Annotated in this window: 24 protein-coding genes; 8 read left to right on the top strand and 16 right to left on the bottom strand. The window is 40.8% G+C overall.

Annotation, left to right across the window (positions count from 1 at the left end):
• Positions 1 to 214: 214 nt before the first annotated feature.
• Positions 215 to 1,060, top strand: a complete 846-nt coding sequence (locus E7T07_RS10695) for an MBL fold metallo-hydrolase (RefSeq protein ID WP_135711124.1) — start codon at positions 215 to 217, stop codon at positions 1,058 to 1,060.
• A 149-nt stretch (positions 1,061 to 1,209) separates the two neighbouring features.
• Positions 1,210 to 4,278, top strand: a complete 3,069-nt coding sequence (locus E7T07_RS10690) for an efflux RND transporter permease subunit (RefSeq protein WP_135711123.1) — start codon at positions 1,210 to 1,212, stop codon at positions 4,276 to 4,278.
• A gap of 77 nt (positions 4,279 to 4,355) precedes the next feature.
• Here E7T07_RS10690 and E7T07_RS10685 read toward each other — a convergent pair whose 3' ends face one another.
• From E7T07_RS10685 to E7T07_RS10650, 8 genes are all read right to left on the bottom strand, one after another.
• On the bottom strand, positions 4,356 to 5,069 hold the full coding sequence (locus E7T07_RS10685; RefSeq protein ID WP_135711122.1) for a M48 family metallopeptidase: 714 nt from the start codon (positions 5,067 to 5,069) through the stop codon (positions 4,356 to 4,358).
• Entirely contained in the window at positions 5,062 to 6,129 is a 1,068-nt protein-coding gene (locus E7T07_RS10680) for a type I restriction endonuclease (RefSeq protein WP_135711121.1), read from the bottom strand. The genes E7T07_RS10685 and E7T07_RS10680 overlap by 8 nt, the downstream gene beginning before the upstream one ends.
• 24 nt (positions 6,130 to 6,153) lie before the next feature.
• The gene (locus tag E7T07_RS10675) at positions 6,154 to 7,659 is read right to left on the bottom strand and encodes a hypothetical protein (RefSeq protein WP_135711120.1); all 1,506 of its coding nucleotides are present in this window, start codon (positions 7,657 to 7,659) and stop codon (positions 6,154 to 6,156) included.
• A gap of 18 nt (positions 7,660 to 7,677) precedes the next feature.
• The gene (locus E7T07_RS10670) at positions 7,678 to 8,199 is read right to left on the bottom strand and encodes a restriction endonuclease subunit S (protein ID WP_246046255.1); all 522 of its coding nucleotides are present in this window, start codon (positions 8,197 to 8,199) and stop codon (positions 7,678 to 7,680) included.
• A 113-nt stretch (positions 8,200 to 8,312) separates the two neighbouring features.
• The gene (locus E7T07_RS11140; RefSeq protein ID WP_246046254.1) at positions 8,313 to 8,684 is read right to left on the bottom strand and encodes an N-6 DNA methylase; all 372 of its coding nucleotides are present in this window, start codon (positions 8,682 to 8,684) and stop codon (positions 8,313 to 8,315) included.
• A gap of 332 nt (positions 8,685 to 9,016) precedes the next feature.
• Positions 9,017 to 9,244, bottom strand: coding sequence for a winged helix DNA-binding protein (locus tag E7T07_RS11135; protein ID WP_246046253.1), 228 nt, complete (start codon positions 9,242 to 9,244; stop codon positions 9,017 to 9,019).
• The gene (locus tag E7T07_RS11130; protein ID WP_246046252.1) at positions 9,244 to 9,447 is read right to left on the bottom strand and encodes a hypothetical protein; all 204 of its coding nucleotides are present in this window, start codon (positions 9,445 to 9,447) and stop codon (positions 9,244 to 9,246) included. The genes E7T07_RS11135 and E7T07_RS11130 overlap by 1 nt, the downstream gene beginning before the upstream one ends.
• A gap of 1 nt (position 9,448) precedes the next feature.
• A complete protein-coding gene (locus E7T07_RS10650; protein ID WP_135711119.1) occupies positions 9,449 to 10,864 on the bottom strand; it encodes an MFS transporter in 1,416 nt (471 codons plus the stop codon).
• A 209-nt stretch (positions 10,865 to 11,073) separates the two neighbouring features.
• Here E7T07_RS10650 and E7T07_RS10645 point away from each other — a divergent pair, with 209 nt between their 5' ends.
• Together E7T07_RS10645 and E7T07_RS10640 are read left to right on the top strand one after the other, a co-directional pair.
• Complete coding sequence (locus E7T07_RS10645; RefSeq protein ID WP_005821016.1) at positions 11,074 to 11,340, top strand: type II toxin-antitoxin system prevent-host-death family antitoxin; 267 nt, start codon at positions 11,074 to 11,076, stop codon at positions 11,338 to 11,340.
• A 9-nt stretch (positions 11,341 to 11,349) separates the two neighbouring features.
• A complete protein-coding gene (locus tag E7T07_RS10640) occupies positions 11,350 to 11,772 on the top strand; it encodes a type II toxin-antitoxin system VapC family toxin (protein ID WP_135711118.1) in 423 nt (140 codons plus the stop codon).
• 58 nt (positions 11,773 to 11,830) lie between these two features.
• On the opposite strand, the gene E7T07_RS10635 is transcribed toward E7T07_RS10640, so the two are convergent.
• A complete protein-coding gene (locus E7T07_RS10635) occupies positions 11,831 to 12,727 on the bottom strand; it encodes a LysR family transcriptional regulator (protein WP_135711117.1) in 897 nt (298 codons plus the stop codon).
• A gap of 168 nt (positions 12,728 to 12,895) precedes the next feature.
• Here E7T07_RS10635 and E7T07_RS10630 point away from each other — a divergent pair, with 168 nt between their 5' ends.
• Together E7T07_RS10630 and E7T07_RS10625 are read left to right on the top strand one after the other, a co-directional pair.
• Positions 12,896 to 13,420, top strand: a complete 525-nt coding sequence (locus tag E7T07_RS10630) for an SRPBCC domain-containing protein (RefSeq protein WP_135711116.1) — start codon at positions 12,896 to 12,898, stop codon at positions 13,418 to 13,420.
• Between the two features lie 156 nt (positions 13,421 to 13,576).
• A complete protein-coding gene (locus E7T07_RS10625; protein WP_135711115.1) occupies positions 13,577 to 14,158 on the top strand; it encodes an NAD(P)H-dependent oxidoreductase in 582 nt (193 codons plus the stop codon).
• 71 nt (positions 14,159 to 14,229) lie between these two features.
• Here the strand turns inward: E7T07_RS10625 and E7T07_RS10620 are convergent, their stop codons facing one another.
• The 7 genes from E7T07_RS10620 to E7T07_RS10590 form a co-directional block, all read right to left on the bottom strand.
• Positions 14,230 to 15,093: a toll/interleukin-1 receptor domain-containing protein gene (locus E7T07_RS10620; RefSeq protein WP_135711114.1), complete on the bottom strand. Its 864-nt coding sequence runs from the start codon at positions 15,091 to 15,093 to the stop codon at positions 14,230 to 14,232.
• A 22-nt stretch (positions 15,094 to 15,115) separates the two neighbouring features.
• Positions 15,116 to 15,727 carry a TIR domain-containing protein gene (locus tag E7T07_RS10615; RefSeq protein WP_135711113.1) on the bottom strand — a complete coding sequence of 204 codons (612 nt, stop codon included), beginning with the start codon at positions 15,725 to 15,727 and terminating at the stop codon, positions 15,116 to 15,118.
• A gap of 16 nt (positions 15,728 to 15,743) precedes the next feature.
• Positions 15,744 to 17,774 (bottom strand): TIR domain-containing protein, encoded by a 2,031-nt coding sequence (locus E7T07_RS10610; protein WP_135711112.1) that lies wholly within the window; start codon positions 17,772 to 17,774, stop codon positions 15,744 to 15,746.
• A 64-nt stretch (positions 17,775 to 17,838) separates the two neighbouring features.
• Entirely contained in the window at positions 17,839 to 18,447 is a 609-nt protein-coding gene (locus E7T07_RS10605; protein ID WP_135711111.1) for a TIR domain-containing protein, read from the bottom strand.
• Between the two features lie 230 nt (positions 18,448 to 18,677).
• A complete protein-coding gene (locus E7T07_RS10600) occupies positions 18,678 to 19,139 on the bottom strand; it encodes a nuclear transport factor 2 family protein (RefSeq protein ID WP_135711110.1) in 462 nt (153 codons plus the stop codon).
• A 15-nt stretch (positions 19,140 to 19,154) separates the two neighbouring features.
• Positions 19,155 to 19,988, bottom strand: a complete 834-nt coding sequence (locus tag E7T07_RS10595) for an SDR family oxidoreductase (RefSeq protein ID WP_135711109.1) — start codon at positions 19,986 to 19,988, stop codon at positions 19,155 to 19,157.
• A gap of 13 nt (positions 19,989 to 20,001) precedes the next feature.
• On the bottom strand, positions 20,002 to 20,583 hold the full coding sequence (locus E7T07_RS10590; protein ID WP_135711108.1) for an NAD(P)H-binding protein: 582 nt from the start codon (positions 20,581 to 20,583) through the stop codon (positions 20,002 to 20,004).
• A 113-nt stretch (positions 20,584 to 20,696) separates the two neighbouring features.
• Here E7T07_RS10590 and E7T07_RS10585 point away from each other — a divergent pair, with 113 nt between their 5' ends.
• Both E7T07_RS10585 and E7T07_RS10580 read left to right on the top strand, forming a co-directional pair.
• Positions 20,697 to 21,590 carry a LysR family transcriptional regulator gene (locus tag E7T07_RS10585; protein ID WP_135711107.1) on the top strand — a complete coding sequence of 298 codons (894 nt, stop codon included), beginning with the start codon at positions 20,697 to 20,699 and terminating at the stop codon, positions 21,588 to 21,590.
• A gap of 100 nt (positions 21,591 to 21,690) precedes the next feature.
• A complete protein-coding gene (locus E7T07_RS10580) occupies positions 21,691 to 22,299 on the top strand; it encodes a DUF1349 domain-containing protein (RefSeq protein ID WP_135711106.1) in 609 nt (202 codons plus the stop codon).
• Positions 22,300 to 22,399 lie beyond the last annotated feature (100 nt).

Below are 22,399 nucleotides of genomic sequence, written 5' to 3'. Positions count from 1 at the left end.
TATAAGGCACGGAAAAATGAAAAGGGCTAAATTGGGGATAAAGCACTAAGGCAACGGTTGGAATAGACATCTTTTTTACTCGCTAAATGAATTTGACCCGATTTTTACGATTTTTGAATAATAAGTCAATGTTTTTCATTTCTCATCGGTTTCATAATACCCCCATCGCAAACAAGCGGTTTAATTTATCTTATTTTTTACAAAAGGAAACAGAATGAAATTGAAATCTCTTATTTTTGCTTTAATGGCAACCACCGTTGCAACCACGGCTAATGCGGAAATTAGCTATCAACATATCCGTAACGCCACCGCTAAAATTGAAATGGCAGGCAGTACGTTTTTGGTCGATCCTTATCTTGCACCGAAAGGCAGTTACGCAGGATTTGAAGGCACTATCAACAGCCAAAAACGTAACCCTTTGATTGATATGAAAGAACCCGTAGAAAAAGTGCTTGAAGGCGTAGATGCCGTGATTGTTACCCACACCCACGATGACCACTGGGACGAATACGCACAAAAAGTGTTACCGAAAACCTTACCGATTTTCGTACAAAATGCAGGCGATGCTCGAATTATCCGTTCACAAGGTTTTAAAGATGTGCGTGTAGTCGGCAAAAATACCGAATTTAACAAGGTGAAATTAAGCAAAACAGGCGGACAACACGGCACGGATCCAATGTATGCTATTCCGCAGCTAGCTGAATTAGCAGGCGAGGCAATGGGCGTGGTGATGCAAGCAGACGGCGAAAAAACGCTGTATATTGTAGGCGATACCATTTGGAATGAAGAAGTGGATTTTGCACTCAACCGCTATAAACCTGAAGTCATTGTAATGAATACAGGCTACGCTCAACTACAAGGTTTTTCAGACAGCATTATTATGGGCAAAGCCGATGTTGCCAAAGCTCGCCAAGCCGCCCCGAACGCTGACATCATTACCGTGCATATGGACGCCGTCAATCACGCTGCCGTTACTTCTGATGAAATGCGAAAATTTGTGAAAGAAAATAAATTAAGCAAGGTTGCTGTGCCGAAAGAAGGGGAAGTATTGAAGTATTAAAAATAGCGGTGGGATTTCCATAAGATTTTGCAATCTGCAAAAAACTCAGAAAACCCCACCGCTTTCTTTTTCAATCACCCCAACCCTTACTTGAAATAAGTCTTAAAATTTACTAAAATTCCTATCAATTAGTAACTTTAAGGACTTTTATGAACTTCAAAATATCATCTTGGGCTATTCATCACCCAATCCTGATTATTGTGTTGTTTTTGCTTTTAACCGTGCTTGGTATTCGTGCTTTTCAAGCCTTGCCGATTAATGCGGATCCGGATATGCGGTTTCCGATGGTGAATATTACGGTGACGCAAACGGGGGCGTCGGCGGATGAATTGGAAAATACCGTTACTCGCCGTGTGGAAGATGCGGTGGCGGGAATGGCTGGGGTGCGGCATATTACTTCGACCATTACCGAAGGTTCATCGGTTACGGCGGTGGAATTTCGGTTGGAAACGGACACGGATCGGGCGGTGAATGATGTGCGAAATGCCATTACGCAAATTCGGGGCAATTTGCCGCAAAACATTGATAACCCCGTGGTGGAGCGAATGGATACGGAAGGTGGTGCGTTGGGCTATTATGCGGTGCAATCGCCGAATATGAACCAAACGGAGCTGTCTTGGTTTATTGATGATGCGGTAAGCCGTGAGTTGTTGGCGGTCAATGGTGTGCAGCAAGTGAAACGGCTTGGCGGTGAAAAGCGTGAAGTGCGTGTGGCGTTGCAATCGGCAAAACTCAATGCGTTGGGCATTACTGCTGAGCAGGTGAGCCAGCAACTGGCACAGACGAATGCGAATGTGCCTGCCGGGCGTGTGCAATGGTTCGACCAAGAGCAATCCATTCGTGTGGTGGGCAGTCAGCCAAGTTTGGCGGATTTGGCAAATTTACCCATTGCGTTGAGCGATTATCGTAAAGTCAAATTGGCGGAGTTGGCGACCATTAGCGACAGCCACGCCGATGTTCGTAGCCGTACGCGTTTGAATGGGCGTGAAGTGTTGGGCTTTCAGGTGTTCCGTTCCAAAGGCTCAAGCGATACGGCGGTGGAAAAAGGCGTTCAGCAAGCGTTGCAAAGGTTGGCAGTCAATTATCCCGATATTCAGATGACGGAAGTGCATAATTCGGTGAATACCACGAAAGAGAACTACGATGTGGCGATTGCGACCCTGTTAGAAGGGGCGGCATTGACGGTGTTGGTTGTGTGGTTGTTTTTGCGAAATTGGCGTGCAACTTTGGTGGCGGCGATTGCCTTGCCTTTGTCGATTTTGCCTGCCTTTTGGATAATGCAACTGCTTGGCTATACGCTCAATAGCATTTCGCTGTTAGCCATTACTTTGGTGATTGGGATTTTGGTGGACGATGCCATTGTTGAGATTGAAAATATTGAAACCCACATTCATCAAGGCAAACGACCGTTTCGGGCTGCCTTAGATGCGTCTGATGCTATTGGTTTGGCGGTGGTGGCAATTACGGCAAGTATTGTGGCAGTGTTTTTGCCCGTGAGTTTTATTGACGGTATGACAGGGCAATATTTCGGGCAGTTTGGCATTACCGTTGCGGCAGCAGTGTTGAGTTCTTTGCTGGTGGCTCGTTTGGCAACGCCTTTGTTGGCTGCCTATTTGTTGCAACCGTCTGCTACTCAAACATCTGCGACAATCTCTTCAAGCAGGCTGAAAAAAGCCTACTTAACGCTGTTGACAAAAGCCTTGCATTTTCGCAAAACCACATTATTGCTCGGTGGCGTGTTTTTATTGGCATCGGCAATGATTTTGCCGCAGCTACCCACAGGCTTTGTGCCGAAAGGCGACACGGGAATGAGCCAGTTAGATGTTACCTTGCCGCCAAGTAGCACGCTGGCACAAACCGATGAAATCTTGCAAAAAATTGACCGCACTATTCGCCAATATGACGAAGTAGCGCTGGTGTTTACCACCGCAGGTTCAGGCGAAATCAACAAGGGCGAAGTGCTTATTCGCCTGAAACCCCACCAAGTGCGGTCGATTTCGCAAAAGGAATTTGAAGACAAATTGCGAGAAACCTTGAAACAATTTGCAGATGTGCGGATTACCTTTCGCAACGAAATGGCGGCACGAGATGTGTCGATTTTGCTGACCGGCAATGACCCTGTCAAACTTCAGCAGACGGCAAATGAGCTGAAACAGCAAATGCAAGGTTTATCTACCGTTGAAAATGTGCAGATTAACGCACCGCTGATGAAACCCGAAGTGCAAGCCAAGTTGCGTGCGGACGAGGCGGCAAAAGCAGGTGTTAGCCCACAAGCGGTGGGAAATTTGCTACAAATTGCCACGCTGGGCAGCACAGACGGCAATGCGGCACGCTTTAATTTACCCGACCGCCAAATTCCTATTCGGGTTACGTTAGCGGAAAACGAACGCAACCAGCCCGAAGTTATTCGCCAGCTGCGGGTGGCAAGTAGCAATGGTGGCACGGTGCCATTGAATACCGTTGCCGATATTCAATTTGGGGCAGGTTCGGCAAGTTTAGAACGTTTCGACCGTGAACGCCGTATTGCGGTGGAAGCGGATTTAGCCTTAGGACAAACCATCGGCACCGCATTATCGCAAATCAACGAACTGCCGATAATGCAAAACCTGCCTGACGGCGTGCGTGTGCCGTCATCGGGCGATGCGGAAATGATGGACGAAATGTTCGGCCAATTCAGCTTTGCAATGGCGGCTGGCGTGGTGATGGTATTGTTGGTGTTGGTGCTGTTGTTCAAGGACTTCTTGCAACCGCTTACCATTTTGACCGCACTTCCGCTGTCCATCGGCGGTGCGGCAGTCGGCTTGCTCGCCTACGGTGCGGCGTTGGATATGTCTTCTGTTATCGGCATTTTAATGTTAATGGGCATCGTAACCAAAAACTCTATTTTGCTGGTGGATTTTGTCATCGAAAAACGCCAACAAGGGATGGCACGCCATCAAGCCCTTATTCAATCAGGCTCAGAACGTGTCCGCCCAATTTTGATGACCACTATCGCAATGGTCGCAGGAATGATCCCAGCGGTATTTGCTAGCGGTGCAGGTGCGGCATTCCGAGCACCGATGGCAATCGCCGTTATCTGCGGCTTAACCGCCTCAACCTTATTGAGCCTAGTGTTCGTGCCTGTGGTTTATTCCTTAATGGACGACCTACGAGAATGGCTTGCCCCGAAATTAGCTAAATTGACATCGGTTACGGTGGAGGATAGGGCTAGAGATTAAACTTAGGGGCAAATCATATTTGCCCCAAATAGCTTTGTAAATTTCTTTTCAAATCCTACCGCTTGCATTTCCCTCTCTTAAACCACCCGATCAAGCCTCGTCTTCACTTCCTTCCACTGTGGCATCACTTGCCCCATTAATCGATAAAAACGTTCGCTGTGGTTGTGTTCGGCGAAGTGGCAGAGTTCGTGCAAAATCACATAATCAATGCATTCTTTCGGGGCTTTGATTAGGTGGGGATTAAGGCATAGTGAGCCTTGAACGGAGCAACTTCCCCAACGGGTCTTCATTGTGCGTAAACGGATGTGAGGGGTTGTTGTGACCCAAAATGTTTGCGGTAGCAGCCAATTTAAACGTTCAGTAAAAATCTGTTTAGCTTTTTGTCGATACCAGTTATCCAAGCATTGTTGAACTTGTTGTGCCGTTTTTTCTCGCACAGACACCTCCAACTGCCCACGCCATAAGCGGACTTGGTTGGGTTTATTTGGCGTTTCATATACCTTTAACAGATATTGTCGCCCTAGGTAGCGGTGGCTTTCGTCGCTGATATATTGCCGTTCAACAAGCGGTGGGTTTTGTTGAAAAAATTGCAACTGGTCGGCAATCCATTGACTTTGTTTGCTGATGGCAAAAATCAGCTCATTTCTGACCGCTTGTGGCGGCGCATAAGCAATGATGTCGCCCGTGGGTTGCACAGTTAGGCGTAGCCGTTTATATTTGGCATTCTTTATTAAGCGAACGGTAAAATGCTGGTCGCCATAAGGAATGATAACCCGATCAAACTTATCCATTTGAACGCCCAACTCGCACAATTTGTACTATCCGTTCGACAATCTCTTTGGCTTGTAACATACCGCTGCCGTTGGCTTGGCAGATTTTAAATATCATCGGCAGTAGCTGTTTACGAATGTCTTTTTCCACTTGTTCAAGGTTGATGGAATGTTCGCTTAAACAGCGTAAAACTGCCTGATCGATCTCAAATGCCAAATCAACCCAAAAGTCTTCGCCTTGCGATAGGGTTTCAGGTAAAACTGTTTTAAATACACCGAAATAGGCTTGTGCCGCATAGTTGTCGCCAAAGCGGTCGGGAATATCGGGCAATTTACGTTCCGCCATTTGTTCTTCAAATTCTTTAAACAGCAGATACTGTTTTATCGGGTGGTCGAACAAGGCTTCAGCTTCTTCAATGGCTTGTTGCAATAATCCGGAAAAACGGGCTTTGGCATAAGGATCGTTGTCAAAATCAATCTCAAGGCTACGAGCAATACGAGAGCGAATTTTATCGGCTTCGTTGCGTGTTTTGGTGTCGTTCCACGTTTGATATTCCGTTTTGCCGTCTGGGCGTTTGGCTTCAATCACCACCAGCGGCAAGCCATTAACAAAACAGACTAAATCAGGCGTACGCACCGATGAACCGTTAGCGTTCGCTACGCTAAATTCTTCGGTAAAATGAAATTGATTGTTTTTAGAGGTTTCCCAGTCAATAATCGGCACGGTGCAACTGATTTTCTTGCCGTCAATAAATTCGGTAACGGTAATGCCGTATAACAGGTGATTATAAAAATGCTCATTCGCCCCCACCAGACTTTCGTTTAACTTCGGGCTGGTCAGCTCCGCCACCAAGTTATCTACTGCCTTCGCCGACAACGCACGCTCTTGCCCAAGATATGAAATCGTACGTTGGCTCAACACCTCCCGCAACACCACGTCCAATACCACATTCACCACCTTCCCCTCACGATAAGCTAAGGCTTGCTTAGGGGAAAGATACTGCCAGCCAAGGTTGTGTAACAACAGAATGGCTGGGAGTTTGGAGGTGTGTTTTTCGAGGGTGTGGGGGATTGAGTTCATATTTTCTCCATAACATCTAGTTATTTAAGATATTATTTGCTCTTTAATGTATTCGAGCCATAATTTTCCGTCTTTTTGTCTAGTATCTCTATCCACAGATATAGCAATAATATTCTCTCTATTTTTATCTATTCTTAAATTAAAAATAGTTGCTTCTTTAATTTCTTTCTCTTTAGATACCCCAACAACAAATAATTTCTTATTATGGATTTCAACTAGTTCTCTGAATAATCCATTAATATGGCTATCATCTTTATTGAATCCAAAACCAACAACAATTACGGCATCAGAATTAACAAATGCATCAAATAAAGATACATAACGTCTAGACATTTCAACTGACGTTAAGGGCTTTAATCCGCTTTGAGTTAAAATAAATGGAATATGTATTTGCTCTAAATTTTCGGGTTTTTCATTAAATTGAACAATACTATTCTTATATGGATTATAGAAATCTGTTACACTACCATTAAGGTGAATGATTTTACTTGACAAAGCTGGCTGAATTTCAACAATAATACTATTGTAGTTTGATGTCCCTAGTAAGGATATTTCATCAAAATTTAATTGATTTAAGTCATTATAATATCCATTTTTATTTTTTAAATCATTAGGAACTTTATTTTTTATATAATCTCTAGCAGTTTCTAAAAAAACCACCATTTTTGTAAATTTTGCCCATTCTGTTTTTGGAGAAAATAAATATCTAAAATGTTCATCTAGTAATTTTTGATAATCTAGAACATCAACAAAAATATACTCTAAAGCTTTCTGACATATTGCAGATAGTAAACATATCAAGTCTCCATCTTCATTTACACTAAAAATTTTCTTCTGACCTAATAGCAATTCTAAAGCTTCTGAACCAACTTGATTAAATTCCAATCTAAACATCCCAAAAATATCATCAAAAATTGGTAAGTCATCTGGAGTATTAGTAAATAACTCTTCATTTAATTTTTTTACTAAGTCATGTCCATGAGAGCCAACTAACAGCTGTAAAAAAGCAATAGCATATCTTCTAAGGTCATCAACATTTTTTCCGAGCTTAATTATTTCAAGTATTGCTGAATAATATTTTGAATTAAAAAGAGTAACGCTATTTGATAAGATAGGGTTTAATTGAATCTTATGTGTGTATAGTATCTCACCTAATTCCATTCCTGTTTTATCACTAAATAAATCAGATACTTTATCTTCATCAATTTCAAGATTTTTAATAACCTTTTCACATAAATTGTCAAAATTGTTTAAATGCTCAATTATTTTATGTCTCTTATATTGTATAGATGATTCAATAATGCTACTAAATTCATTTTTCCCAAAAGCATAAATTGGTTTTGTTTTATAGCCATCAGGTAACCAATTAGCAGCATAAGGGGAAGTAATATTTACATTGTTTAATTCCTTTCTTAATCTTTCTTTATATATTGTTGGATCTTGTCGAAATAAATCTATGGCAAAGGTTCCACCACTTGGTAAACCATAGCTAATTTCAGCTCCTGCTCCAAAGAAAAGTCCTAATTTCATAGTATACCCCCTATATATTTACAATAATTTTTGCATCAACGCCCCTTTCTCCAACTTCAAACACTCTAACTTACGCTGCAATGTTTCGATCTCTTGATCTGCAGTTGAAAGAATTTCGGCGATTTTTTGTTGTTCGTTAATATCCTGCGGATAAGACAGGGAAAAACTTTCAAGAGCTTTTTTCTGAATATTCGGAAGTCCGCTTCCTACTCTTAAACGCATAATATTTTCTTCGTTGTATTTTAATAATTGATATAAAAACAAACAATTTATTTTTAAATTACTTAAAGCATAACAATGTCCACCACACCAAAATTTTTCTTTTTGAAAGCCAATATAACCACAAGAATTTCCGCCTTCACTGATAGTAATCGTGTGGCTTTCTGTATTAAACTTATCCGTGTAGCCTGAAGGTTCAATTCCACCGTTAATAACGGCATATTGTCCATCATCCGAAAGTGTATTCTTATTGAGCTGAGAACCTTTGGATATTACGGCTAATTCTGCTAAATCTGCTTGTAGCCAATTATTTCCTTTCAACAACCTCTGCATTAACGCCTTTTTCTGCTGTCGGCTATTTTCAAGCAGTTTTTCTGTGGCATGAATAGCGTTATCCCACGTTGAAAGGGTTTCGGCGATTTGGATTTGTTCTTCTAGCGGGGAAGTAATAATGGTGTTTTCTCCAAAATGGATTTGTTTATTTTTACCATACTCTTACATACTTCAGGTGGTGTATAAAATTCCCCTGCCTTTTGCCCACCGCTTGCAGCAAAGTTTTTAATCAAATATTCGTAAGCATTGCCGATAATATCCAACGTGCCAACTTTGCTTGGTTTCAAATCCAATTCAGGTTTGGCGAAATCTTTCAACAGCTCACGCAAAATGGTGTTTTTCTGCTTGGTCTGAATATTATCTCGGCGTAGTTTTTCTTCCGTTTGTGTGGCTCGGAATAGGTTAGCGGCAAGCTCTGTTGAAATTGTTGCCTCTTGTGGCAAGTAAAATATCTCCCTTTCTAAGTCAATCATTTTCTTTCACTTTATCCAGCTTTGTACGAACACAGTTATCCCAAGCTATACCATCAAAAAATGAACAATCTTTCATTTGCACTACAACCACATTGCTATTACAACGAACTTGGCGTTTAAATTGTAAACGAAAAAAGAGTAAATCAAGTTATATATTTTACACCAAAATCATTACTACTTAGGTTTATGCGGTAACATAAAGAAAGTCGAAATTTAGAACCATAGAAAAAAGTTAGATAGTAAAAGTAAAGAGCGGTCAGATTTTAAGAAAATTTTACAATTTGCAAAGTTTGTCTTAAATCCCACCGCTTTCCATTTTCTAGCCTTTCTTTCTAACCTTTCCCCTGCAACTGCCTTTCCAATATCTCCCCAAACTGTTGTGCTAAAACAAGCAGTTTTTCGCTTTCTTGTTCGCCGAGGGTGTCGAAGGCTTGTTGTTCAAATTGGCGGAGGCGTTCGATAATAGGCGTGGCGGCTAAGCGGCCTTTTTCTGTGAGTTGCCAGCGTTTTTCACGCTTATCGGTGCAGATAGGCGAAATTTCTAGGATACCTTGCGCCACTAGCTCTTTGCACAGTGGCGATAGGTTTGTTTGGCAATATCAAATTCATCGCAAATCTCTTGCTGGGTGCGGTTTTGATGATGAATTAAGCTGTGATAAACCCATAGCAAATTGCTGTTGCTAATGCCTTGTTGCTTTGCCCATTGTTCGTAGAGACGATTGATATGCACAATCGACTGCCCCAGTTTATCCATTAGATGCATTTTATTCTCCTTTTGGTAAGTGCGGTTTGATTTTGAAGGCAAACCAGAGGGCGATCACGGCAATAATTAAGGCGCTTGCCATTGATAAATGCACGCCGTTTAAGGTGGCTTGTTGGCTTGAAAGTTCGTTGGATAAATGTTCGCCAACATTGATCATTCCCACAAAAAAGCTGGTGCCGAGTGCGGAGGCGATTGGGCTAACGGTGGTTAAAATTGCCGTGCCGTGTGGGTTGAGTTCTTTTGTTAAGGCGTTTAAACCGTGGGTTTCGCACGTGATACAAGCGGAAACGGACAACGCCATTAGGGCAAATAATGCGCTGAGTAACTGCGTTGAAGTGGTAAGATCCAGCCAAAACCACATCAAAATCAATGCGCCGACAAGCAACATTGTGGCGGGCAATAGCACCCATCTTCCGCCTTTTTTATCTAACAGACCGCCAAATATCGGGGCGGCGATGGCTTGCGAAATGCTGGCGGGCATTAAAATCAGCCCCGTTGCAGTTGCCGAGAGCATTAACACCTGTTGCGTGTACATCGGCATCATCACTTCTAAGCCCATAAATAAGAAAGAAGCGCAAACTAAGATGATGACCGCATAGCGAAATTGAGCGTGATGAAAGGCACGCAAATTGAGCAACGGCGTGGCGAGTGCAAATTGGCGTTTGCTAAACCAAACAATCAACGCCAACGATATTGCCATCAAAGCGAAGAACGTACTTAACGACAACGCCGCAAAGTTGCTGCTGGCGTAAACTAAACCGCTCAAGCCTGCGATAGATAAAAATGCCGAGAGCAGATCGATTTTCGGGCGAGTGATTTCATTTAAACGCACGGTCAAAAATTTGCTGGTAATCAACATCGCCAACAGCATAAACGGCACGGTCAGCCCGAATAAATATCGCCAGTTGAAATAGTCGATAATCACGCCTGAAATCGTTGGACCCATCGCCGGCGCAACGGTAAACATCATCGTGACAATCCCCATCGCCATACCACGCTGATGTGGCGGATAAATTGCCAAAATCGCATTGAACAACAACGGCACAAACAACGCCGCCGAAATCGCCTGCACCATACGCCCCACAAGCAGCATTTCAAATTGCGTTGCAAAGGTACAAATCGCCGACCCGACAATAAAGGTAAACTGCGTTGCCAGCACCAATTTGCGTGTTTCAAACCACTCAATCAAACTCGCACTGATCGGCGTAAACGCCCCCATCACCAATAAAAATCCCGTTACCAACCATTGCACCGTGGTTTTCTCCACCTGAAATTCGGTCATTAAAGTCGGCAACGCCACGTTTAATAACGTGTCGTTTAAATACCCAAAAAAAGCCCCGATAAATAAGGTCGCTACAATCAATTTGCTCGGAAATTCAGGATTTTCCGAAAAATAGCTTTCCGTTTTTAATGTCATAAATTGTCCTGTTTTTGACTAAAAATGAAATTCTAGTCAAAAGTGGGACTAAATGCAAAGGGGGTGAAAAGTGCGGTCGGTTTTGCAAAAGATTTTGCGATCTCGCTCGAAAAAACCACCGCTTGCGATTTTATTTCTCGCTGTTTTGCTTTACTTTATGAAAAAACGCACTAAACTTGTATCTACTTATCTACATTGGGAGGTGCAATATGCCGATTATGACCAGTCGTGAATTTAACCAACGTTCTAGCCAAGCGCAAAAATATGCCTTAGAAGAACCCGTGATTATCACTAATCGTGGCACGCCAGCGTTTGTGCTGATGAGCTATACGGAATATGAAAAGGTGCAACAAGCCAAGCCGTTTGTTAGCATTGCCGATGCGCTTTGCCCGAGCAATCCTGACGTGGCGGATGTTGAATTGGAATTACAACCACGCAGTCGAGCGCAACGCCGCCCGGTTGATTTTGATGATTAGGGGAGCAGAATGTATTTATTAGATACTAATATCATTAGCGAAATCAGAAAGTTAGCAAAAAATAAATGTGATAAGAATGTCGCAGATTGGGTTCGTTCTACCTCAAAAGATCTGATGTTTACAAATGCGGTTGTAATGATGGAATTAGAGCGTGGAGTGATGTCTATTGAGCGTAAAGATACAACACAAGGCAAACTCTTGCGCCATTGGTTTGAAATGGACGTGAAACCTGCTTTTCACGGCAAAATCCTAAAAATTGACGAACAAACTGCCCAAATTTGCGCCAAATTGCACATTCCCGATCACGCCCCTGAAAATGATGCCTGGATTGCCGCCAGTGCCATTCAACACAATTTGGTTTTGGTAACACGCAACACCGCCGACTTTGCCCGCACTGGCGTGAAGTTGTTTAATCCTTTTGAAGAAAGATAAAAAAGAGCGCTTGGCTTTTCAGTCCGCCTGAAAATTGCGGACAATTAAGACCGCTTGTTTATTGGCAAGCCTCCGCCATCAATTCTCGCAACCAACGATACGCCACATCTCGATGGGTGCGTTCGTGCCAAATCAGTGTTTTGGTAAAGCCTTGAATAGCAAGAGGTGGTTCAAACAGTTTAAGTTGCGGTAGGTTGCTGACCAATCGTCTTGGCACAACGGCGAGCAAATCGCTTCGTGCCAATAGGTCGGGCAGTATGATAAAATTTTGTACCGATAAACTCACGTTGCGGCTTAACCCCAATTTAGCTAGTGCGTCATCGGTTACGCCGCTGAAACTGCCGCCGTGATAGGACACCAACGCTTGTTCCTGTTGGCAAAATTGTTCTAGCGATAAACTATTTTGTTTGGCAATCGGGTGATCGTGGCGGACGGCGCACACATATTGCTCGTCATACAAGGCTTTAGCGTGAATATCGGGGGTGTGGAAATCGGGCGTTACCAGCGCAAAATCAAGCAACCGCTGTTCTAATTGATTTTGTACCGCACTTTCGTTAATCGCCAACACCGCCACTTTGATCTTTGGCGCACGTTGTTTCAACACTCGCAAAAACGGCACAATCACTGCACGCATTGCATAATCGGTGCAGGCAATACGAATTGTCATTTCCGCCGTTAGTGGATCAAACGCCTGTGGCTTGAGTAACTGTTCCGCATCAGAAAGCAGTTGTTTAATCGGCTGAGCCAATGCCAACGCCCGATTGGTCGGCACGACGCCACGTTGCACACGCACAAATAATGGGTCATTAAAACTTTCCCGCAAACGAACCAAAATGCCGCTCATCGCAGGTTGGGTAATCGCCAACCGTTCTGCTGCTTTGCTCACGTTTTTTTCGTCCATTAACACGTCAAAGGCTTTCAACAAATTTAAATCTAAGGTGCGTAGGTCTTTCATTTTTACTCCGTACAAGCGGTGAGATTTGCTGTCTTTTTTACAAATATCATTTTTACTTATATTAAATATTATTTTTCGCATTTAGACAATATAATAGAACCTTTCTAAAATCATCTCACGTTAAGCGATTTAACGAATGTTTAATTAAATCAATAAGAGGAATTCAAAATGACATATTCACAACCTGCAATTATTTGGCCGGAAAAATATACCCCGGGCGAAACCGATAACTATGTTTCTAACGAAGTAATTATTAAAGGATTGAGCGTGGCGGAAGTGTGGCAATATCTGATTGATACCAAAGCGTGGCCGACTTATTACCACAATGCGGAAAACATTGTGGTAGGCGACGGTTCAACCACACAGCTTTCTGCAGGGGCGACTTTTGTGTTTGATACCTTCGGTTTTCACGTGACGTCTAAAGTGGAAGAATTTGAACCGGCAAAAGATGGTAATTCGGCTCGTTTGGCGTGGTCGGGAACATTTGGCGAAGGCGATGATTTCAGCGATGTGTATCACGCTTGGCTGTTGGAAGATTTGCCAAATAACCGTGTGCGTGTGCTAACCGAAGAAAGCCAAATCGGTAAACTGGCAAAAGGCTTGGCGGAAACCGTGCCAAACCCAATGGTAAACGGACACCAAGCGTGGTTAGACGGTTTAACAAAAAGTGCGAAGAATAAAACGGCGTATTAGTTAGTGAAAGTGCGGTCGGATTGCAGAAATTTTGTAAATCCGACTGTTTTTATTGATGTTCAATCCAACTATTTTAGTTATTGTATATCTAACGTTATACTTCGCTCTAATAAGCGAATGAAACAGCGCATTTTTAATCAACAAAAAGGACAGAAGATGAACATTTTATTACTAGACGGTGGAAAAAGTTTCGGACATTCAAACGGTCAGCTTAACCACACCTTACACAGCACCGCACGCAAAGTGTTGGAGCAACTTGGGCATAACGTGCAAGAAACCGTGATTGACAATGGCTACAACATTGCCGAAGAAGTAGAAAAATTCCTTTGGATGGATGCCGTGATTTGGCAGATGCCGGGCTGGTGGATGGGCGAGCCTTGGACGGTAAAAAAATACATTGATGAAGTCTTTACCGCAGGACACGGCAAACTTTATCACAGCGATGGTCGCCACCGTGTTAATCCAACCAAAGATTACGGCACGGGTGGCTTGCTCCACGGCAAAAAACATATGCTCTCTTTAACGTGGAACGCCCCGATTGAAGCCTTTACCGAGCAAGGGGATTTCTTTGAAGGACAAGGCGTGGACGGTGTTTATCTGCACTTCCACAAAGCCAACGAATTCATCGGTATCAAGGAAGCATTGCCGACATTTATCTGCAATGATGTCATTAAATCTCCTGACGTACCTAAGTTTATCGCTGATTACAAAGCGCATTTGACGAAAGTGTTTGGGTAAGAGATTTAGATAAAAGTGCGGTGGGATTTGGGTGATTTTTTGCAAATCTCACTACTTTTCTAATGACCATCTTATATAATATTTCGAATAACATTATCCAAGTAATCATTTTCTGAAAAATCAACATAGAATATATGACAATTATCTAATTTTAATTTATCTTTAAATTCATTAAACTGTAATTCCATTTCATTTGAAACTAATACAATTATCTTTTTCCCCAAATCTTTACAGATTTGCAACTCTTTAGTTGTCCATTCTGTTTTAAAAAAGTTATTAGTAACGATAAATATCCCTTTTTCACATATGGATATGCCTGAGTAAATCTTTTTGTATATAATCTCATCATTTTTGACATCTTCTAATTTTATTTCATTCCTATCGAGCCAAATAGGAATTTCCTTACTGCAAAGATGATCACTTATAGGTACCGCTATAGTTTCTTTATCTAGAGAAGAATGACTGATAAAAATTACAGGTTCCTGAAAGCTAGTACCAGCATACTGCGGTTTTTCTTTTTCAAATTCCTCACGGGTTTTATTCAAAAAAAGTTTAATTTCATTTGGATTTTTAATAAAGGATTCGGCCTGAGATTTTTCCCAGATAAATGCATAATCAAAAGATATTAACGAAAATGAATTACAAAAAGTGATTATATTTCCTCCTGTTAATAAGTTTATACTAAATACATTATGAATAACTGATTTTTCTTGATGTTTATTGTCTAACCATTTTAAAAATCTCTCTCTTTGGAGGTATTTGGTATCAATAGTTACAAATGTAAATAATTCTAATGCCCAAGGATTATTGTTTACTTTTATTCCAATTCCTGTAACCTCATCTCGGTCAAAAGATGATATTACATCAGAAATAAATCGTTTCTCATTTCCTCTATTGGCGTAATTACCTTTAAATATATAAGTTAGTTTATTCATTTTTGCTCCTTGTATCTATTATCTATGAGTTTTTACTTCTCATAGGTCTACTCATGTCATATTCACAATTATCTTTATCGTTAAATGTTAAATCAATAAGAAGTTTTAATTTATCTGGGGTAAGATCATTCCATCTAACTACTGAAATTTTAGCTTCTGGTTTAAGTAAATTGTCAATAATTCTATCTGGTAAATAGGGATAACGCTCTTCATATTCCTCGAGTGAAGTAACAGAGCACCAGTTAATATTGGGACCATAGACATTTCTCTTTTCTTTATTTCCATGAGCTGCAGTAAAATACTTGGGATTGGTATCAGGTAATTGAATTATAAGAATACCTGATTTCTTATTTATTTTTCCATCATACATACTAGAGTATATTTCCCAATCAATATGCTTTCTGTGTTTGGTTGCTGTTCCTACTAATAGTATTGTTACAGAGGTATCTTTCAAATATTCATCCCTGATTTTTTCACGAATTTTTTCTGCTGGTAGATTATCATCGATATCTCCCGTATCTACTGAACCATCAATAAAGATATTGTGTTCTTTATTACATTGTAAAAGAGCTTCTTTAGCCCATTGATCATTTGCATGATGATAACTAATAAAAACTTTATGTTTAGAATTCATTTTAATCTTCCATTAATTAACGTAATTTTCGAAGCCCTTTAAGAATAAGATAAACGCACTCATCAACAAGAGGTGTTTGCATTAAACGTTTATATTCATCCTCTGTTAAGCCTGCTTTTTTAGCTAAAGAGCTAGCATCTATATTTAGAATTATATTTTCTATTTCCTTATAATCTGCATGATGACCATTTTGTTTAGCTGTTTCTTGTAGCTCTTGGTAACCTGCATTGTGTGTAATTTGCCATTTTTCTGTAAATTCTTCAGAAACGTTTTTATTTAAAATAGATGAAACTAATAGTTTCGCTAGCCCACCTAACCCGCCGATAAGATAAATGGGCTTGTCTCCTTTATATGCAAGTAAAAACTCCTCTAATAGACCCGGCATCTTCCCCAAGTACCCTTCAAGTTTGCCACCTGCAAATACCTTTATATCTGACTCTGCAACTGATAGTTCTCTCATCTTTGTCAAACATCGAGACCAAATATATTTATTGTCAGGGCCATTAGGTTCAAGATACGATTCTTTATTATTAACTAAATGCTGAATATCACCAGGTATATCAATAGCTTTTGGACGAACTACATTTACGTAATTAGCATACCACTTCATATTTTCTTTCTTTATGTGTAGAGGCCAAGCTAAATAATTTTCCACAGATAAAAGACTTTCTAGTTGTAGCCTATCTTTTAAAACATTTGCTTCATCAAGAATAAATTGAGTAAAACCATCGTTTCTTAGATCTCCACCATAAATTAATTTACTTTCTCTAACTAATAAATGACGAGCCAATAGCTGAGAAAATCTTTTTAGTTCATCCAAATCTTGGTGATGTTTCTCGTATCCATCAGGTAAATAGTCAGAAATTGATAGCCCAACTCGATAGTTAAATTTTTTAGTTTCGTCACTGGACCATAATGGTGTTGAAACCGTAATGCCAAAATAATCTGTCCACTCTGTTTCTTCTTTGTATAAAGGTGGTTCGGGATAACAAATTGTAAGATCTGATATTTTTTCTTCTCCCTTATCCAAAAGATCAACTATTTGTTGTATTTCTGGTGGTCTTGCAAAGATTTGAGCAGAGGGATTTATCCAATTCTGTTTTTGATAATATGACAATAATTTATGAGCATGTTCAAATCGTATTGTCTCTAATAAAGCAGCAATTAAAATACGTAGAATATCTTTTTCTAACAACGGCTCTGCTGTAATGTGAACACAAGGAATATTAGAGGCAGCAGGAAATACGCGATCTTCATATTCTTCAAGGCTATTAACTAACACAATAGGGCGACGTTCTCTTTTTGCACTTAAAATCTCTCGCTGGCACCAATAGCGAGATGAATATGCGTCACTGGAAATAGCAATTACTGTGGATTTTTTTATATGGTTTTCAATTTCTTCATCAAATCTAAACCCTGGAGATATTTCATTTGCGTCAAAAAAACGTTGCATATTAGAATTATCAAGAAAAAGCTTTATAGCTTCTGCGTGTTTTAATCCTGTATCTCCTTTTTTAGCATGGCTTAAGAAAAGCTTAATCGACGAAGCAATTCCTATGTTGCTAGTTGTTATGTCATTATTTAAACCAAATCGATATAGTTCATGAGATAAAGATAAAATACCATATTGTTCTTTATTTTCATTACTCCAATCAAAACTTCTGAGAAAATTCAGATTCTGTAACCGGCCAGATGAACTATGATTTAACCCTTCCTTGTCTATAGCAACAGGAACTATAAAATATCCCTCTGATTTAGGAAAAGATTCAATATAATTTTTCCATTCTTCATTCATTAATGTATTTACACTTGTAAAAATGAAAACTACATCTCGAGTTGCTAATTTTTGTGGTACGGAAGCTGGTGGAGTTTTAAGTTTATAGGAACTATATAAAAAGGTGGGAATATTCAATTCTCTTGAAAAAGGTTTTTCAATATCACGAGTCAAATAACGACGAAAAGCCCTGATGATGGGGAAAATAGTTTCATTATCATCGGGATGCCATATAAAATGGGCTACTAGTGGTGGAGTAATAGAATTAGCCATTAATATTTTCCTTATATTTTAGGTGCCATAAATTATATAAATTTATGGCTCTCGACATAAGTAATTAATCTTGCCAATGTGTTTGACTTTGGTCTCGATTATTTGCAAAGTAAGTTCGATTATTTTTATAATTTGTTTGATTCCTTCTTAGAAATGCATCATGAATCCATTTTTTCAATTCCATTGCTGAAGATGGATAAGAATAGATCTTTGCATAACCACTTTGAACATTATCATACAATCTAGGCGGAATATTACATGGTGTGTAATATCCACTATTTTCGGTACGCTGATAATCGCAATTTTTATCAGACTTAAGACATGGAACATAAGTTGGCAATAAAATACCAATTAACCCCGAACGAGAATTTTGAGATGTTTGGGTGAGGCTATAGCCAATTTCCCAATCTACATGTTTACGCTTCCATGTATCTGAGCCAATCAAGACAATAGTAACAGTTGAATCAGAAATAAAATTATCACGAATTTCTCGACGAATTGTATCTGTTTGGTTATTGGGAGCGATGTCTCCATCCTGAACTGAACGATTAACAAATACTTCTTCAATTTCATTTGAGAAAGTTTTTTCAAATTGCTGGCGATATCCTTCATCTTTATGATGGAAACTTAAAAAGATTTTGTGTTTTGGTATTACTTGTGGAGCAAAATGCATAGAAACCTCATTAGCTAGCCTAATATTTATTAAAATTCTACTCTCCTATACAATTAATTCAATCTATTTGTATTGAAATAATTTAGATCCGTATCTGTTAAAAATACGGAGCTATAACTTCTCTCCCATCATCTTGATTTATTCTGATTCTGTTGAAATTTCATACACGCCAAAACCGACCATTGGCATTTCTACGCCATTATTTAATTGGACTGTTTTCATTCTTTTCCCTATGCATTTTGCGATTTGATTTCACGGCTTTCACTAATCATAAAATTGGCAATGCGTTTGCTAATCAACCATTTACCATCTTTTTTAATATAACTGTCTTGATAGCGCACACTGTGGTCTTGCAAAACCTGTTTGCCGTCTTGTTCGCCCACCAATTTCACCGCACAATAATTGATGGCATCGGCGGTAGTTTCGCTGGTAAACGTAACCGTATGTTGCCCATTCAAATGGTAAACCGTATGAAAATTGGCTAAAAAATCGCTAAACACTTGCTCAATTTGGGCGCGACCTTTCATATCGGCAAATAATTGTCCGCCAATATAAGTGGTGACTTGCGCGTCTTCGGTAAACAAGGGCATTTGTTCGGTAACGCGTTTTTCATCGGCTAAATTTGAGAACGTATCCACCAAATCTTTTAAGGCTTGACGTTCAATCAGTTGAGTTAAAAAGTTATTTTGCATTTTTGTGTTCCTTTATTATTGTTTTAATGCACCATATTTATAGGCTGCTGTTACGCCACCATCAATTAAAATATCGCTACCGCTGATATAACTTGCGTTAAACAGAAATTCTGCCAATGCGCCGATTTCATCAGGTGTACCACCGCGTTTAGCAGGGGATTTGGCAAGCATATTACGGTAGAATTCGCCTCGTTCTGCGCTGGTTAATTCATCATAAGCCAATGGTGTATAAACAATTCCTGCGCTAATACAGTTAATGCGCGCACCACGTTCGCCCCATTTCACTGCTTCGGCAATCACACGCAAGGCATTGCCACGTTTAGCGATTTGGTAGGCTTTCAGGCTGTCATCAATCGCTTGCACAAAATCTAATTGTAACAATTCTTCGGCAGGTAATGTCGCCAAGGCATCGGCTTGTGCTTGGCTCAATTCGTCCACCGCTAAACGATGGCTGGATTGCGAGCCAATCACAACCGCCGAACCACCTTCGGCAATCACTTGCCCAAACTCTTCAAAAACAACGGCTGTACCGTATAAATCCACTTTTAAAATCGCTTGTGCCGAGGCTTGTGATGGCGATAATCCTGCGGTTAAGACTACGCCTTTAACCGCTCCTAATTCTCCCGCCTGTTTCGCTAACATTGCGACCGAATGACGATCACTCACATCAACGCTAGCTGTGCTTACATCAAAACCGCTTTGGCGTAAAATTTGTGCCGCGGCTTCTGCATTTTCAGATCTAATATCTGCCAATAAGATGGATTTGCCTACGCCAATACGGCGGACAATCGCTTGTGCAATCGCACCGCTACCAATGGCAACAATAATTTCTTGATGAGTATTTTTCATTTTTTGCTCCTATTTAAACTTTAGCAATACCAATACTTTGGCGAATGCCTAATTGTTCGTTTTGCACCAATTTGAGAATAAAATCAGCAATACTTTTGCGTGAAACGCTGTGTCCTTTAAAAGCCTCGCCTTTGTAAGTCAAGGCGTAATCTATTTCCGAACCGTTGGTAAACCACGCAGGGCGTAACAGGGTAAAATCTAAATCCGATTGTTCAATCACTTGGGCAGATTGACGATACGGCTCTAAAATTGCGCCGTGATTTTCGCCTGTTTCGCCATAAATCCCCATGGAACTGATAAAAATCAATCGTTTGACTTGATTTTCATTCATCGCTTGCACGATATTGTGTGCCATGTCTTTCAGATTGCCTGAAAGTCCTGCGTAAACCACATCTTGCCCTTTCATCACCGCATTTAATTGTGCGATATTCAACACATCACCCGTTACGATTGCGACACGTTCGCCAGCAAATTGGCTGACCGATTGAGCATTGCGAACAAATAGCGTTAAACGGTATTCAGGGTTTGCCAATAAAGTGGGAATAACCTGTTTGGCAAGGCTACCGCTCGCCCCTAAAATTAAGATGTTTTTCATTTTGTTTTCCTGTCGTTGTTTGATGTGGCGTATTATAGGGAAAGAAATTACATTTGATTAGTAGGGTAATTTAGATTAAAGTGATGAGAAAAATTCATTAAATGAATCGCAAAATGAAAGAAAATCTAAATGACTTGCGTGCTTTTATTTTAGTGGCACGCACAGGCAGCTTTACCAAAGCGGCGGCGCAGATGGGCGTGCCGCAATCGGCGTTGAGCCACAGCATTCGGGGCATTGAAGAGCGGTTGAAAATCAAGCTGTTTCATCGCACCACACGCAGTATTTCCACCACCGAGGCAGGCGAACAGCTTTATCAGCGTTTATCGCCGTTGTTTGACGATATTGATAAAGAAGTTAATGAGTTAAGTGCCTTTCGTAATGCGGTGAGCGGCAGTTTGCGGATTAACGGCAACGAACACGTTTTCCGTTATGTGTTGAATGAAAAACTAGCGCAATTTATGCAGGATTATCCCGAAGTGCATTTAGATTTGGTAGCAGAAGATCGTTTTATTGATATTGTGGCGGAGCGATTTGATGCCGGTATTCGGCTCGGGCACAACGTTGCCAAAGATATGATTGCTGTACGGATTTCAGCGGATTTACAAATGTGTACCGCCGCCAGCCCCGATTATTTAGCCAAGCACGGTACGCCCAAAACGCCTTATGATTTAACCGAACATCAATGTTTGCTGCATTGTCTGCCTACCACTGGCGGCAATATGGTGTGGGAGTTTCGTGATCCGAAAGCGAAAAAACATATCGTTAAAATCCAACCGCAAGGGCGGTTCAGAGCCAACCACGGCTTTCTGCATAAAGGCTATGCGTTGAACGGTTTGGGGATTATTTGGACACCGCAAGATGTGGTTCAACAAGAAATCGCAGACGGCAAGCTAATCCCAATTCTGACTGATTGGGATATGAGCTATGAAGGCTATCATCTTTATTACCCCAATCGCCGTCAGAATTCGCCTTTGTTTAGGGCATTGGTGGAAGTGTTGAAAGGGTAAAAGTGCGGTGTTTTTTGCAAGAGATTTTGCAAAAATAACCGCTTAGCTTTTCAGTCCGCCCCTTTGCTATAATGCCCATTCTGATTATCAAGGAGATACTATGCAAGCTTTTAATCCGCAGTCGCTTGTTTGGACGAGAGAGCCGCAAGCCTATGAAATAACAGAAAATAAAATTACGATTACCACTGCACCGCATACGGATTTGTGGCAACGCACCTATTATCACTTCCAAAATGACAACGCCCCTGTTTTGCAAATGGAAACCGATGAACGCTATTTCAGTTTTGTCGTCAAAAGCGATTTTTCAGGCAGCCAGCAACGGTTTGACCAGTGCGGCATTGTATTGTATTTGGATAGTGAAAATTGGCTTAAAGCGTCCGTTGAATATGAAAATGAGCAATTCCAACATCTTGGCAGCGTGGTAACCAATCACGGCTATTCCGACTGGGCAACGGTGGAAATTGCGGCGGAGATTAAATCAATGTGGTTTCGTTTAAGCCGCCGTGAAAGCGATTATTGCGTGGAATGTTCCTATGACGGCGTGCATTTTCAACAAATGCGGATTTGTCATTTACACAAAGGCGGCGATCGTATTCACTTTGGTGTGTATGCCTGCTCGCCCGAAAATTCTTCGTTCACGGCAGTTTTTACGGATATGGCATTAACCGAATGTCAATGGCAAGCCCATAATGGACAACAGCCTGATTAGGTAACACAAAGTGCGGTCAAATTTGCAAGAGATTTTGCGAATTTGACCGCTAATTATTTTCAGCCTGCCTGAAAACTATTTAAATCGGCATGGCTCGCAA

It is taken from the genome of Actinobacillus porcinus (assembly GCF_901764995.1).
Lineage (GTDB): Bacteria > Pseudomonadota > Gammaproteobacteria > Enterobacterales > Pasteurellaceae > Exercitatus > Exercitatus porcinus.
The sequence above is the reverse complement of the archived record's forward strand: the minus strand, read 5'-3'. Positions and strand labels throughout refer to the sequence as shown.

Excerpts from the sequence above, each read along its gene's own strand:
- E7T07_RS10580 (WP_135711106.1), top strand. The coding sequence starts at position 21,691 with ATGCAAGCTTTTAATCCGCAGTCGCTTGTTTGGACGAGAGAGCCGCAA.
- E7T07_RS10695 (WP_135711124.1), top strand. The coding sequence starts at position 215 with ATGAAATTGAAATCTCTTATTTTTGCTTTAATGGCAACCACCGTTGCA.
- E7T07_RS10595 (WP_135711109.1), bottom strand. The coding sequence starts at position 19,988 with ATGAAAAATACTCATCAAGAAATTATTGTTGCCATTGGTAGCGGTGCG.
- E7T07_RS10610 (WP_135711112.1), bottom strand. The coding sequence starts at position 17,774 with ATGGCTAATTCTATTACTCCACCACTAGTAGCCCATTTTATATGGCAT.
- E7T07_RS10645 (WP_005821016.1), top strand. The coding sequence starts at position 11,074 with ATGCCGATTATGACCAGTCGTGAATTTAACCAACGTTCTAGCCAAGCG.
- E7T07_RS10585 (WP_135711107.1), top strand. The coding sequence starts at position 20,697 with ATGAAAGAAAATCTAAATGACTTGCGTGCTTTTATTTTAGTGGCACGC.
- E7T07_RS10685 (WP_135711122.1), bottom strand. The coding sequence starts at position 5,069 with ATGGATAAGTTTGATCGGGTTATCATTCCTTATGGCGACCAGCATTTT.
- E7T07_RS10625 (WP_135711115.1), top strand. The coding sequence starts at position 13,577 with ATGAACATTTTATTACTAGACGGTGGAAAAAGTTTCGGACATTCAAAC.
- E7T07_RS10640 (WP_135711118.1), top strand. The coding sequence starts at position 11,350 with ATGTATTTATTAGATACTAATATCATTAGCGAAATCAGAAAGTTAGCA.
- E7T07_RS10600 (WP_135711110.1), bottom strand. The coding sequence starts at position 19,139 with ATGCAAAATAACTTTTTAACTCAACTGATTGAACGTCAAGCCTTAAAA.
- E7T07_RS10590 (WP_135711108.1), bottom strand. The coding sequence starts at position 20,583 with ATGAAAAACATCTTAATTTTAGGGGCGAGCGGTAGCCTTGCCAAACAG.
- E7T07_RS10675 (WP_135711120.1), bottom strand. The coding sequence starts at position 7,659 with ATGAAATTAGGACTTTTCTTTGGAGCAGGAGCTGAAATTAGCTATGGT.
- E7T07_RS10635 (WP_135711117.1), bottom strand. The coding sequence starts at position 12,727 with ATGAAAGACCTACGCACCTTAGATTTAAATTTGTTGAAAGCCTTTGAC.
- E7T07_RS10620 (WP_135711114.1), bottom strand. The coding sequence starts at position 15,093 with ATGAATAAACTAACTTATATATTTAAAGGTAATTACGCCAATAGAGGA.
- E7T07_RS10680 (WP_135711121.1), bottom strand. The coding sequence starts at position 6,129 with ATGAACTCAATCCCCCACACCCTCGAAAAACACACCTCCAAACTCCCA.
- E7T07_RS11130 (WP_246046252.1), bottom strand. The coding sequence starts at position 9,447 with ATGCATCTAATGGATAAACTGGGGCAGTCGATTGTGCATATCAATCGT.
- E7T07_RS10630 (WP_135711116.1), top strand. The coding sequence starts at position 12,896 with ATGACATATTCACAACCTGCAATTATTTGGCCGGAAAAATATACCCCG.
- E7T07_RS10690 (WP_135711123.1), top strand. The coding sequence starts at position 1,210 with ATGAACTTCAAAATATCATCTTGGGCTATTCATCACCCAATCCTGATT.
- E7T07_RS11140 (WP_246046254.1), bottom strand. The coding sequence starts at position 8,684 with ATGATTGACTTAGAAAGGGAGATATTTTACTTGCCACAAGAGGCAACA.
- E7T07_RS10650 (WP_135711119.1), bottom strand. The coding sequence starts at position 10,864 with ATGACATTAAAAACGGAAAGCTATTTTTCGGAAAATCCTGAATTTCCG.
- E7T07_RS10605 (WP_135711111.1), bottom strand. The coding sequence starts at position 18,447 with ATGCATTTTGCTCCACAAGTAATACCAAAACACAAAATCTTTTTAAGT.
- E7T07_RS10615 (WP_135711113.1), bottom strand. The coding sequence starts at position 15,727 with ATGAATTCTAAACATAAAGTTTTTATTAGTTATCATCATGCAAATGAT.